The 12,180-nt window shown below is 61.1% G+C and carries 12 protein-coding genes; 4 read left to right on the top strand and 8 right to left on the bottom strand.

The features are described 5' to 3' along the window. Positions 1-137 precede the first annotated feature (137 nt). The 6 genes from JWR98_RS21785 to dadA form a co-directional block, all read right to left on the bottom strand. Entirely contained in the window at positions 138-2,060 is a 1,923-nt protein-coding gene (locus JWR98_RS21785) for an acetyl-CoA hydrolase/transferase C-terminal domain-containing protein (protein WP_205491168.1), read from the bottom strand. A 137-nt stretch (positions 2,061-2,197) separates the two neighbouring features. Beyond that, a complete protein-coding gene (locus JWR98_RS21780) occupies positions 2,198-2,608 on the bottom strand; it encodes a c-type cytochrome (RefSeq protein WP_019819811.1) in 411 nt (136 codons plus the stop codon). Positions 2,609-2,790: 182 nt separating this feature from the next. After that, positions 2,791-3,339 carry a cupin domain-containing protein gene (locus JWR98_RS21775; RefSeq protein WP_003176893.1) on the bottom strand — a complete coding sequence of 183 codons (549 nt, stop codon included), beginning with the start codon at positions 3,337-3,339 and terminating at the stop codon, positions 2,791-2,793. Between the two features lie 116 nt (positions 3,340-3,455). Continuing rightward, on the bottom strand, positions 3,456-4,529 hold the full coding sequence (gene alr, locus JWR98_RS21770) for an alanine racemase (RefSeq protein WP_205491167.1): 1,074 nt from the start codon (positions 4,527-4,529) through the stop codon (positions 3,456-3,458). A gap of 76 nt (positions 4,530-4,605) precedes the next feature. After that, the gene (locus JWR98_RS21765) at positions 4,606-4,959 is read right to left on the bottom strand and encodes a RidA family protein (RefSeq protein WP_078735199.1); all 354 of its coding nucleotides are present in this window, start codon (positions 4,957-4,959) and stop codon (positions 4,606-4,608) included. Further along, positions 4,931-6,232, bottom strand: coding sequence for a D-amino acid dehydrogenase (gene dadA / locus JWR98_RS21760; protein ID WP_078735200.1), 1,302 nt, complete (start codon positions 6,230-6,232; stop codon positions 4,931-4,933). The genes JWR98_RS21765 and dadA overlap by 29 nt, the downstream gene beginning before the upstream one ends. Positions 6,233-6,387: 155 nt before the next feature. On the opposite strand from dadA, the gene JWR98_RS21755 reads away from it, so the two are divergent. After that, on the top strand, positions 6,388-6,876 hold the full coding sequence (locus JWR98_RS21755; RefSeq protein ID WP_003176896.1) for an Lrp/AsnC ligand binding domain-containing protein: 489 nt from the start codon (positions 6,388-6,390) through the stop codon (positions 6,874-6,876). Positions 6,877-6,917: 41 nt separating this feature from the next. Here the strand turns inward: JWR98_RS21755 and JWR98_RS21750 are convergent, their stop codons facing one another. Then, positions 6,918-7,271: a YkgJ family cysteine cluster protein gene (locus JWR98_RS21750; protein WP_078735201.1), complete on the bottom strand. Its 354-nt coding sequence runs from the start codon at positions 7,269-7,271 to the stop codon at positions 6,918-6,920. 115 nt (positions 7,272-7,386) lie between these two features. Here JWR98_RS21750 and JWR98_RS21745 point away from each other — a divergent pair, with 115 nt between their 5' ends. Then, the gene (locus JWR98_RS21745; protein WP_078735202.1) at positions 7,387-8,679 is read left to right on the top strand and encodes an NAD(P)/FAD-dependent oxidoreductase; all 1,293 of its coding nucleotides are present in this window, start codon (positions 7,387-7,389) and stop codon (positions 8,677-8,679) included. Here the strand turns inward: JWR98_RS21745 and JWR98_RS21740 are convergent, their stop codons facing one another. Continuing rightward, entirely contained in the window at positions 8,680-8,904 is a 225-nt protein-coding gene (locus tag JWR98_RS21740; protein ID WP_003176899.1) for a DUF1127 domain-containing protein, read from the bottom strand. A gap of 166 nt (positions 8,905-9,070) precedes the next feature. Between JWR98_RS21740 and JWR98_RS21735 the strand changes: the two genes are divergently transcribed. Both JWR98_RS21735 and JWR98_RS21730 read left to right on the top strand, forming a co-directional pair. Next, positions 9,071-10,495, top strand: a complete 1,425-nt coding sequence (locus JWR98_RS21735; protein ID WP_205491166.1) for an aminotransferase-like domain-containing protein — start codon at positions 9,071-9,073, stop codon at positions 10,493-10,495. A gap of 62 nt (positions 10,496-10,557) precedes the next feature. Then, entirely contained in the window at positions 10,558-12,126 is a 1,569-nt protein-coding gene (locus JWR98_RS21730; protein WP_205491165.1) for a phospholipase D family protein, read from the top strand. The last annotated feature ends 54 nt before the right edge of the window (positions 12,127-12,180 follow it).

Here is a 12,180-nt window from a genome sequence, read left to right as displayed (position 1 = left end):
TGCTCAACAAATACCAAGTGAACACAGGTCCAAATGTGGGAGGGGGCTTGCTCCCGATAGCAGTGGGTCAGCCAGTACATTGGTGACTGATACACCGCAAGTCGGGGGCACCTCCACATTTGGTTTTGTGTTGGTTTTTAGTGCGCGGTTGCTTGTAAGCCCGCGAGCAACAGGCGCTGATAGAGATCCTCTTTCAGCCCCTGCGGCCTATCCAGCCGCATCCGCTCCAAATGCCTGGGAAACGCCTCCGGCTCCGGTGCATCCAGCGCCGCCTTGCCCAACTCCAGCATCTCCGTCAACTTGAACTTGCTCTTGAGCCAGTTCAGTGCCCGCAACAAGTCCCGCTCCTCATCGGTAAAGTCGCTGCCCAGCGGATACTCTGGAAACAGCCGTTTGTGCCGCGCCTGAATACCCTGGAGCCGCTCCGGCGTGTTGTCGGCAAAGCGCGGATCCAGCTGGAAGTCCTTGGGTAATTTGCCGGCCTTTTGTGCCTGTTCGATCAAGTCGTCCTGAAAGCGCGAGTCGGTGATATTGAGCAGTGCCTCGATAACCTGGGCATCCGTCTGCCCGCGCAAGTCGGCAATTCCATATTCGGTGATGACGATATCCCGCAGGTGCCGGGGAATGGTGCAGTGCCCGTAGTCCCAGACAATATTGGAACTGACCTCCCCCGCCGACTCGCGCCAGCTGCGCAGAATCAGGATGGCACGCGCGCCTTCCAGCGCATGGCCTTGAGCAACGAAGTTGTATTGCCCGCCCACGCCGCTGAGTACGCGGCCATCTTCCAACTGGTCGGCAACGCCCGCGCCGAGCAGCGTCACCATGATCGCGCTGTTGATAAACCGCGCATCCTGGCGCTGCAAACGCTTGAGTTCTTCCTGACCGTACAGCTCGTTGATATAGCTGATGCGGGTCATGTTGAATTCAAGGCGCTTGGTGTGGGTCATTTCCTGCAAGCGCTGGTAAAAACTGCGTGGTCCCAGGAAGAACCCGCCATGAATCGACACGCCATCGGATTGCGCCGCATCGTCCAGCAAGCCGGCATTGGCCTGTTCCTGGGTCGCCACATCCGGGTACACCTTGCGCCGTACGATTCCCGCATCCGCCAGTACCAGCAAGCCGTTGACGAACATCTCGCTGCAGCCGTAGAGGCCACGGGCAAAAGGGTCGACGCCGCCTTCACGGCTGATCAACGGCGCCCACTGGTACACATCCAAGTCTGTCAGCAGCAGGCGGTAGGCTTCGTTGTCTGCCTGGCGCGCGAGCAAGGCGGCGGTCAGTGCATCGCCCATCGAGCCAATGCCGATCTGCAAGGTGCCGCCGTCGCGCACCAAGGTACTGGCATGCAGGCCGATAAAGTGGTCCTGGTAGCCCACCGGCATGTTCGGCGTGGAGAACAGCGTGGAGCTGTCTTTGGCGTCAATCAGGTAGTCGAACGCGTCCATGCCCAATTCGGAATCGCCAGGCATGTAGGGCAAGTCAGTGTGGACCTGGCCGACGATCAAAATGGTTTCACCCGCGGCACGGCGTTTGGCGATCATCGGCAGCAAGTCGAGGGTGATATCGGGGTTGCAGCTCAGGCTCAGGCGGTCCGGGTGTTCGGCGCTGCTGGCCACCAGTTGCGCCACCAGATTCAGGCCAGCCCCGTTGATATCACGGGCGGCATGGCTGTAGTTGCTGCTGACGTAATCCTGCTGGGCCGACGCGCTGTGGAGCAGGCTGCCGGGCTGCATGAAGAATTGCCGTACATGGATATTCTTCGGCAGGCTGTCCGAATGCAGGGCGGCAAGAAAATCCAACTCGGGATAATCGCCAAACACGCGCTCGATAAAGGGTTCCAAAAAGCGTTTCTGTAAACCATCGCCCAGGGTTGGGCGCCCCAGGCTCAGGGCGGTGTAGATCGTCAGCGCCCGCTCGGGCAACTGGGCAATGCGCCGGTACAGCGCATTGACGAACAGGTTGGGCTTACCCAGGCCCAGCGGCATGCCCATGTGGACATGCGCCGGCAAGCGCTCCAGTACGTCGTCAACTGCTTGCTCGATTGAACACAACTGCACCATCCGACTGCTCCCGAACATTCCATGAATAGGGGTTCGACCGAGCTTGCCGCGTCTTTGCTGCAAAGAACAGCGCAAAACCTGAATTGCGCCCACAAAAAAGCCGCTCGTAAGCGGCATTTTTGACGAAGATTGGCTAATTACAGCCCGGACATCTTCTTGATAGCGCCTTTGAGGTCGTCATCCGAGCAATCCGCGCAGGTGCCTTTTGGCGGCATGGCGTTGATACCGGTGATCGCCTTGGCGAGGATGCCGTCGAGACCGCCCTGGTGGTCGGCGCGCTCTTTCCAGGCGGCAGTGTCGCCGATCTTCGGTGCGCCGAGCAGGCCGCTGCCGTGGCATGCATTGCAGTGCTTGGCGATGATGTCGTCCGGCGTTTTCGCGCCGCCGCCGCCCGCTGCAACGGCGACTTCCATCCCCTTGCATTCCTGACCCTGGACGCAAACCTGGCCCACAGGCTCCAGGCGCTTGGCAATGTCATCATTGGTCGCAGCTTGAGCGCTGACAGCCCATAGGGCCAGTACGGTTGCTGGTGCAGCCAGCATTTTCATAATTAGGTTCACGCGTTCACCCTCAATGGTGGCTATTCACGCCTGCGGCCACGGTTTCGCAGGCGGCGAAAGTATAACGGTTAGCCCGCCTGGCCGAAACAACCCTATTAAATAAAGGGAGATTCGGCCTCACGGAATACGGCTGCGGGAACCTCTGCAACGCTGGCAGGGCGCCTCTGTTCTTAAAAGTTCGCGGGTGTGGCTGCGCTGATTAGTCGCGCCGGCACATCGAACGGATTGCGAAAACGATGGGGCTTGGTACTTTCAAAGTAGTAGCTATCGCCGGCTTCGAGCACAAAAGTTTCAAGACCGACCACCAACTCCAGGCGACCCTCCACCAGAATCCCGGTTTCTTCGCCTTCGTGGGTGAGCATTTCTTCGCCGGTGTCGGCGCCGGGCGGGTAGATCTCGTTGAGAAATGCGATGGCCCGGCTCGGGTGCGCCCGACCCACCAGTTTCATGGTCACCGCGCCGTCGGAGATGTCGATCAGCTCATTGGCTTTATAGACGATCTGCGTCGGTATTTCCTGGAGGATCTCCTCGGAAAAGAACTCGACCATGGACATGGGGATGCCGCCCAGCACCTTGCGCAAGGAGCTGATCGAGGGGCTGACACTGTTTTTTTCGATCATCGAAATGGTGCTGTTGGTGACACCCGCACGCTTGGCGAGCTCACGCTGGGAAAGACCCTTCAACTTACGGATGGATTGCAGTCGTTCGCCGACGTCCAATGCGGGAGCCTCCTAGGATTCAGGCTTTGTTGTAATTGAGCGTTATCATGGCGACAGCGTTCAGTATTTACAACACTTGGGCCTAAATCCCGGACGGCTACGTTCGTAGGCGACGATCAAGCGCCGATATAGAGCCTTGGCACGCGGCGCAGGTTGCAGAATATCTGATAGGGAATGGTGTCGGCGGCCACCGCGATGTCACTGGCGAGGATGTTTTTGCCCCACAGCTCGACCGTAGAACCCAGGCCAGCCTGTGGCACGTCAGTCAGGTCGACGCAGAGCATGTCCATGGACACACGCCCCAGCAGTTGGCTGCGCTGCCCGGCGACCAACACCGGCGTACCGGTCGGCGCGTGACGCGGGTAGCCGTCGGCGTAGCCCATGGCAACCACCCCGATGCGCATCGGTTTTGGTGTAACGAACCTGGCGCCGTAACCCACCGGCTCGCCGGCCGGCAGTTCACGTACGCAGATGACTTTCGACTCCAGGGTCATCACCGGCTGCAAACGCGCGGCCAGAGCCTGGTCCTCGCCGAACGGGGTCGCGCCGTAGAGCATGATGCCCGGGCGTACCCAGTCACTGGAGACACTCGGCCAGCCCAATACCGCAGGCGAATTGCGCAGGCTGACTTCGGCCGCAAGCCCCTGGCGTGCCGCTTCAAATACCGCCACTTGTTCGTTGCTGCTGGTGCAATCGAGTTCATCGGCGCGGGCGAAATGGCTCATCAGCACGATCTTCGCGACTTTACCGCTGGCCAGCAGGCGCTGGTAAGCCTCGTGATAATCCTTGGGATGCAGGCCGACACGGTGCATGCCCGAGTCCAGCTTGAGCCAGATCGTCAGCGGCTTGCTCAAGGCGGCCTGTTCGATTGCCTCCAGCTGCCACAGCGAGTGCACCACGCACCAGAAGTCGTGCTCGATGATCAGCGCCAGCTCGTCGGCTTCGAAAAAACCTTCCAGCAGCAGTACCGGCGCACGAATCCCGGCGGCGCGCAGCTCCAACGCCTCTTCGATGCAGGCCACGGCGAACCCATCGGCCTCGGCTTCCAGCGCCTGGGCCACGCGCACCGCGCCATGGCCGTAGGCGTCGGCCTTGATCACGGCAAGAGCCTTGGCCCCCGTGACGTCACGGGCCAATTGGTAATTGTGGCGCAGGGCCTGGAGATCGATCAGGGCACGGGCTGGACGCATGGCGGCAGGCTTCTAGGCAACAGAGTGAAAAAAGCCGGCGCCGATGGTTTACGTCGGCGCAGGGAGGAAACGGTGTTTAAGGCAACGCAGCCACGACGGACAGCTCGACCAGGATTTGCGGTTCGCACAGTTTGGCTTCAACCGTGGCGCGGGCAGGCGCGGCGCCTTTGGGCAACCACGTGTCCCATACCGCGTTCATGCCGGCGAAATCGGCGTCGATATCTTTCAGGTAAATCGTCACCGACAGCAACTTTGTCTTGTCGGTACCGGCCAGGTCGAGCAACCGCTCGATGTTGGCCAGGGTTTCACGGGTCTGCTGTTCAATCCCGGCACTCATGTCGTCGCCGACTTGTCCTGCCAGATACACGGTACCGCTGTGGACAACGATCTGGCTCATGCGCTCATTGGTGAGCTGGCGCTGGATTGACATGTTGTGCGGACTCCTGGTGGTTGCCGTAACGGGAAATATCAAGGCCTGCGGCGCTGATTTGTGGGGTTCTCTTCGCCATCAGATCGGCCAGCAAGCGACCGGATCCACAGGCCATGGTCCAACCGAGGGTGCCGTGGCCGGTGTTCAGGAACAGGTTCTTGAACGGCGTTGCCCCCACAATCGGTGTACCGTCGGGCGTGGTCGGACGCAGGCCGGTCCAGAAGGTGGCCTCGGCCAAATCGCCGCCCTGAGGATAAAGGTCGTTGACGATCATCTCCAGGGTTTCGCGTCGGCGCGGGTTAAGCGACAGGTCAAAACCGGCGATTTCAGCCATGCCACCCACGCGAATGCGATTGTCGAAACGGGTGATCGCGACCTTGTAGGTCTCGTCCAAAATAGTCGACGTAGGCGCCATCGCGGGGTCGGTGATCGGCACGGTCAGCGAGTAGCCCTTGAGCGGATACACCGGCGCCTTGATCCCCAGCGGCTTGAGCAGTTTCGGCGAGTAACTGCCGAGGGCCAGCACGTAACGGTCGGCGGTTTCCAGCTTGCCGTCGATCCACACGCCGTTGATACGATCACCGGCATGGTCGAGGCGCTGGATATCCTGTTCGAAGCGGAACTCCACGCCCAACTGCTTGCACATGTCGACCAGGCGAGTGGTGAACATCTGGCAATCGCCGGTCTGGTCGTTCGGCAGACGCAGGGCACCGGCGAGGATATCGGTGACGCTGGCCAGGGCCGGCTCGACACGGGCAATGCCGGCGCGGTCGAGCAGTTCGAACGGCACGCCGGACTCTTTCAGCACGGCGATATCCTTGGCGGCGCCGTCGAGCTGTGCCTGGGTACGGAACAGCTGGGTAGTCCCAAGGCTGCGGCCTTCGTAGGAGATGCCGGTCTCGGCGCGCAGCTCGTCGAGGCAGTCGCGGCTGTACTCGGACAGGCGCACCATGCGCTCCTTGTTTACCGCATAGCGGCTGGCCGTGCAGTTGCGCAGCATCTGCGCCATCCACAGGTATTGATCGATATCGGCGGTGGCCTTGATCGCCAGCGGCGCATGGCGTTGCAGCAACCACTTGATGGCCTTGAGCGGCACGCCTGGCGCAGCCCAGGGCGAGGCATAGCCTGGAGACACTTGGCCAGCATTGGCGAAACTGGTTTCCATGGCGGCGGCTGGCTGGCGGTCGACTACCACGACCTCCAAGCCGGCCCGCGCCAAATAGTAGGCACTGGTCACACCAATGACGCCGCTACCCAAGACCAGAACGCGCATTTTCATATCCTCATCGCGGCGTGACCGCTGACGTGTGTTGTTCGAGCAATGATGAGCGCAGTATAAAAAGCAATCACCAGTGCATTTCACTATATAAATGCCTATATTTGGCGACAATTCTCGGCAAAAACCCTTTTTACAGAGGCGTATCCCCTATGCGTACCAACACCCAGACCAAGCGGGAGCTGGACAAGATCGACCGTAACATCCTGCGCATCCTGCAGACCGACGGGCGAATTTCGTTCACGGAACTGGGGGAAAAGGTCGGGTTATCGACCACGCCGTGCACCGAGCGGGTCCGCCGGCTGGAGCGTGAAGGGATCATCATGGGCTACAACGCGCGGCTCAATCCGCAGCATTTGAAAGGGAGTCTGCTGGTATTTGTCGAGATCAGCCTCGATTACAAATCCGGCGATACGTTTGAAGAGTTTCGCCGCGCCGTGCTGAAACTGCCCCATGTGCTGGAGTGTCACTTGGTGTCCGGGGACTTCGACTATCTGGTGAAAGCACGGATTTCCGAGATGGCCTCATACCGCAAGTTGCTCGGCGATATCCTGCTCAAGCTGCCCCATGTGCGTGAATCCAAGAGCTATATCGTGATGGAAGAGGTGAAAGAAAGCCTGAACCTGCCGATCCCGGACTGACTGACAAGTGGGTCAAATGTGGGAAGGGCCGCGCACATCCGTCAGACCAGCACCTGCCGGGTACTCGCCATGTACTCATGAATCTGCTTTTCGACCCGTGGGTGGATCAACTCCACCGGCCCTCGCCCGTTAGGACACGGCAAGGTCTTGGTGGTGCCGAACAGCCGACAGATCAGCGGGCGCTCGTCATACACCGTGCAGCCGTTGGGGCCCAGGTGCACGCAGTTCAGCTCATCCATCGCCGCGTCCTGCTCGGCAGCGGTCTTGCGCGGTAGACGCGACATTTCCTCGGGCGAGGTGGTCACCGGCCCACAGCAGTCATGGCAACCGGGTACACACTCGAACGAAGGAATCTGACGGCGCAGTGCGCTGATTTTCTGACTGTTGCAATTCATCGAAACACGTACCGAACGGCGAATAGACATGGATTCTGCCGTAAAACGCGCCGCGCAGACAGCGCCGTCCGACCGCTGTATCCTGCGTCAAATTTTCCAAACAGGGAGCTTCTCCATGACCGCCAGCGCCCGACACACCTCGTCCTACTATGCCGCCAGCAGCGTGCCGCAACCCGAATTCCCGGCATTGGCAGGTGAAGTGGCGGCTGACGTCTGCGTGGTCGGCGGTGGTTTCTCGGGGCTCAATACCGCCCTGGAGCTGGCCGAGCGTGGCTTCAGCGTGGTCCTGCTGGAGGCGCGAAAAATCGCTTGGGGCGCCAGCGGACGTAACGGCGGCCAGCTGATTCGCGGGGTCGGCCACGGCCTGGACCAATTCGCCAACATCATCGGCACCGACGGTGTACGCGAGATGAAGCTGATGGGCCTGGAAGCCGTTGAGATCGTGCGCCAGCGCGTGGAGCGCTTTCAGATCCGCTGCGACCTGACCTGGGGCTATTGCGACCTCGCCAACAAACCCCGTGACCTGCAAAGTCTGGCCGAAGATGCCGAAGAACTGCGCAGCCTGGGCTATCGCCATGAAGTGCGCCTGCTGCAAGCCGGCGAGATGAGCAGCGTAATCGGCTCCGGGCGCTACGTAGGCGGCATGATCGACATGGGCTCCGGCCACCTGCACCCGCTGAACCTGGCCCTGGGTGAAGCGGCGGCGGCGCAGCAATTGGGTGTACAGCTGTTTGAGCAGTCCGAAGTGCTGCGTATCGACTACGGCCCCGAGGTCAAGGTGCACACCGCGCTGGGCCACGTGCGCGCCAAGACCCTGGTGCTGGCCTGCAACGCCTACCTCAACGGCCTCAATCCCCACCTGAGCGGCAAGGTACTGCCCGCCGGCAGCTACATCATCGCTACCGAACCGTTGAGCCAAGCGCAAGCCGACAACCTGTTGCCGCAGAACATGGCGGTGTGTGATCAGCGCGTCACAGTGGACTACTTCCGCCTGTCCGCCGACCGTCGTCTATTGTTTGGCGGCGCCTGCCACTATTCCGGCCGCGACCCCCAGGACATCGGCGCCTATATGCGCCCGAAAATGCTGCGTGTGTTCCCGCAGTTGGCCGATGTGAAGATCGATTATCAATGGGGCGGCATGATCGGGATTGGCGCCAACCGCTTGCCGCAGATCGGCCGCCTGGCCGACCAACCCAACGTGTATTACGCCCAGGCCTACGCCGGCCATGGCCTCAACGCCACCCACCTGGCGGGCAAGTTGCTGGCCGAAGCCATCAGCGGCCAGCAACGGGGACGTTTCGATCTGTTCGCCCGCGTGCCGCACATCACCTTCCCCGGCGGCAAGCACCTGCGCTCGCCGCTGCTGGCGCTGGGGATGCTCTGGCACCGCCTCAGAGAGCTGATCTGATCAACTGCGCCAGAAGGGCTTCAACCCTTCCTGGCGTGCCTGCTCGGCGGTCAAGCCGATGTCGCGCAATTGCTCAGGGCTCAGCGTCAGCAGGGCCTTGCGCGTATGCCGGTGACGCCAGAACAGACACCAGCGGCTATGGGTCGGCGCGGTCATCGCACGTTCCTGCCCTGTCACCCGTTCCTGACGGTGTAACGCCAGCCGCACATCGCTCATGCCGTTCATTTTACTGCCCCTCATTGGCGTGTTGCCTTGAGTGAACAGAATGAGCGCACCGCGAAAACCATTACAGATTCAAACCATTTTTATTAAATCAATACAGATACTGCCCATGCACGCCTGAATCCTGTATTTTTCCCCGATCTGTACTGGTCCCTCGGGAGTGACCGCCATGACCCTCTACGTTAATCTCGCCGAACTGCTGGGCACTCGCATCGAACAGGGATTCTATCGCCCTGGCGACCGACTACCGTCCGTACGGGCGTTGAGCGTAGAGCACGGGGTAAGCTTGAGCACCGTTCAGCAGGCGTATCGGTTGTTGGAAGATAACGGCCTGGCCATGCCCAAGCCCAAATCCGGCTACTTCGTGCCTGTTGGCCGTGAGCTGCCAGCCCTGCCGGAGGTAGGCCGGCCAGCACAGCGCCCGGTGGAAATTTCCCAGTGGGACCTGGTGCTGGAGTTGATTCGCGCGGTGCCGCGCAAAGGCGTCATACAGCTGGGTCGAGGCATGCCGGATGTATTGTCGCCCACCCTGAAACCGCTGCTGCGCAGCCTGGCCCGGGTCAGTCGACGCCAGGATCTGCCGGGGCTGTATTACGACAACATCCTTGGCTGTATGGAACTACGCGAACAAATTGCCCGACTGTCATTGGATTCCGGCTGCCAGCTGAGCGCCGAAGACATCGTGATCACCACCGGCTGCCATGAGGCGCTCTCCGCGAGCATCCACGCCATCTGTGAACCCGGCGATATCGTCGCAGTCGATTCGCCCAGCTTTCATGGCGCCATGCAGACCCTCAAGGGCCTGGGCATGAAAGCGCTGGAAATCCCCACCGACCCGATCACGGGCATCAGCCTCGAAGCCCTGGAGCTGGCCCTGGAACAGTGGCCGATCAAGGTCATCCAGCTGACGCCCAATTGCAACAACCCCTTGGGCTACATCATGCCTGAGGCGCGCAAACGCGCATTGCTCACCCTGGCCCAACGCTTTGACGTGGCAATCATCGAAGACGATGTATATGGCGAACTGGCCTACAGCTACCCGCGCCCGCGCACCATTAAATCATTCGATGAAGACGGCCGTGTGCTGCTGTGCAGCTCGTTTTCCAAGACCCTCGCGCCAGGCCTGCGCATTGGCTGGGTTGCGCCCGGGCGCTACCTGGATCGGGTGCTGCACATGAAATACATCAGCACCGGCTCGACGGCCACACAGCCACAGATCGCCATCGCCGAATTCCTCAAGAACGGCCATTTCGAACCACACTTGCGGCGGATGCGCACCCAATACCAGCGTAATCGCGACTTGATGCTCGACTGGGTAAGCCGCTATTTCCCGGCGGGCACGCGTGCCAGTCGCCCGCAAGGCAGCTTTATGCTGTGGATAGAACTGCCGGACGGCTTCGACACCCTAAAGCTCAACCGCGCCTTGATCGAACAAGGCGTACAAGTGGCGGTGGGGAGCATTTTTTCGGCGTCCGGCAAGTACCGCAATTGCCTGCGCATGAACTACGGCGCCAAACCCACCCCTCAGATCGAAGAAGCCGTGCGTAAAGTCGGCGCCGCCGCGAGCAAAATACTGGCGGAATCGGTGGACTGACCTTTCTCGAGAAATAGCCGTCCTATGTCGACAACCGACCAGCTCTGGAAGCGACTCCCTTGATGATTCGACGGCTTTTACCGTTTTGCCTGTGGGGAGCCCTGGCTCTGGGAGGTTGTGCCACGGTGAATACACCGCGCATACCCAGCGATGCCCTGCCAGCCGCACAGTCTTCGTTCGGCCGCTCGATCCAGGCCCAGGCGGCGCCCTACCAAGGGCGCTCGGGCTTTCGCCTGCTGTCCAGCAGCAGCGAAGCCTTCATGGCCCGCGCCGAATTGATCCGCAACGCCCAGACCAGCCTCGATTTGCAGTACTACATCGTCCACGATGGCATCAGCACACGCATGCTCGTCGATGAATTGCTCAAGGCCGCCGACCGCGGCGTACGCGTGCGTATCCTGCTGGACGACACCACCAGTGACGGCCTTGACCAGATCATCGCCACCCTCGCCGCCCATCCCAGGATCGAGATTCGCCTGTTCAACCCGCTGCACCTGGGGCGCAGCACGGGTGTGACGCGGGCCATGGGCCGCCTGTTCAACCTGTCGCTGCAACACCGACGCATGCACAACAAACTGTGGCTGGCGGACAACAGCGCGGCCATCGTTGGCGGACGCAACCTGGGGGATGAGTATTTCGATGCCGAGCCCAACCTGAACTTCACCGATATCGACATGCTCAGCGTCGGGCCGGTCGCCGAGCAACTCGGGCACAGCTTCGATCAGTACTGGAACAGCGCGCTGAGCAAACCCATCGATGACTTTGTTTCGAGCCGCCCCTCAAAAGGCGACCTGGCCGCCGCGCGCGTGCGCCTGGAGGCCTCGCTGGCCGAATCGCGACAGCAGAATCATGCGCTGTACAACCGCTTGCGCGCCTACCAGACCCAGCCGCGCATGGACACTTGGCGCCGCGAGCTGATCTGGGCCTGGAACCAGGCGCTATGGGACGCGCCGAGCAAGGTACTGGCCAAGGCCGACCCGGATCCGCACCTGTTGCTGACCACTCAATTGGAGCCGGAACTCGAGGGCGTCAGCCATGAGCTGATGATGATCTCGGCGTACTTCGTACCGGGGCAGCCGGGACTGGTGTACCTGACGGGACGCGCCGACGCGGGCGTGTCGGTGAGCCTGCTGACCAATTCTCTGGAAGCCACCGACGTGCCGGCCGTGCACGGAGGCTACGCGCCGTATCGCAAGGCGCTGCTGGAACACGGGGTAAAACTCTATGAACTGCGCCGCCAACCGGGCGACCCCAGCGCCGGCAGTGGGCCGCACTTGTTTCGTCGGGGCTCATTCCGCGGTTCGGATTCGAGCCTGCACAGCAAGGCGATGATCTTTGATCGACAGAAGTCGTTTATCGGCTCGTTCAACTTCGACCCACGCTCCGTGCTGTGGAACACCGAAGTCGGCGTGCTGGTGGACAGCCCCGAGCTGGCGGAGCACGTGCGCAAGCTGGCGCTGCAGGGCATGGCGCCGGCGTTGAGCTATGAGGCGAAGCTGCAGGACGGCAATGTGGTGTGGGTGACCGAGGATAACGGCCAACTGCACACCCTCATGCGCGAACCGGGGAGCTGGTGGCGCAGGTTCAATGCCTGGTTCGCTACTTCCATCGGCCTAGAACGCATGCTTTAGAAACACAATGGATCAAATGTGGGAGGGGGCTTGCCCCCGATTGCAGTGTGCCAG

Source organism: Pseudomonas lactucae (genome assembly GCF_016937615.1).
Taxonomy (GTDB): Bacteria; Pseudomonadota; Gammaproteobacteria; order Pseudomonadales; family Pseudomonadaceae; genus Aquipseudomonas; species Aquipseudomonas lactucae.
This window is presented reverse-complemented; position numbering and strand designations above follow the sequence as displayed.

Excerpts from the sequence above, each read along its gene's own strand:
- JWR98_RS21785 (WP_205491168.1), bottom strand. The coding sequence starts at position 2,060 with ATGGTGCAGTTGTGTTCAATCGAGCAAGCAGTTGACGACGTACTGGAG.
- JWR98_RS21780 (WP_019819811.1), bottom strand. The coding sequence starts at position 2,608 with ATGAAAATGCTGGCTGCACCAGCAACCGTACTGGCCCTATGGGCTGTC.
- alr (WP_205491167.1), bottom strand. The coding sequence starts at position 4,529 with ATGCGTCCAGCCCGTGCCCTGATCGATCTCCAGGCCCTGCGCCACAAT.
- JWR98_RS21765 (WP_078735199.1), bottom strand. The coding sequence starts at position 4,959 with ATGTCAATCCAGCGCCAGCTCACCAATGAGCGCATGAGCCAGATCGTT.
- dadA (WP_078735200.1), bottom strand. The coding sequence starts at position 6,232 with ATGCGCGTTCTGGTCTTGGGTAGCGGCGTCATTGGTGTGACCAGTGCC.
- JWR98_RS21755 (WP_003176896.1), top strand. The coding sequence starts at position 6,388 with ATGCGTACCAACACCCAGACCAAGCGGGAGCTGGACAAGATCGACCGT.
- JWR98_RS21750 (WP_078735201.1), bottom strand. The coding sequence starts at position 7,271 with ATGAATTGCAACAGTCAGAAAATCAGCGCACTGCGCCGTCAGATTCCT.
- JWR98_RS21745 (WP_078735202.1), top strand. The coding sequence starts at position 7,387 with ATGACCGCCAGCGCCCGACACACCTCGTCCTACTATGCCGCCAGCAGC.
- JWR98_RS21740 (WP_003176899.1), bottom strand. The coding sequence starts at position 8,904 with ATGAACGGCATGAGCGATGTGCGGCTGGCGTTACACCGTCAGGAACGG.
- JWR98_RS21735 (WP_205491166.1), top strand. The coding sequence starts at position 9,071 with ATGACCCTCTACGTTAATCTCGCCGAACTGCTGGGCACTCGCATCGAA.
- JWR98_RS21730 (WP_205491165.1), top strand. The coding sequence starts at position 10,558 with ATGATTCGACGGCTTTTACCGTTTTGCCTGTGGGGAGCCCTGGCTCTG.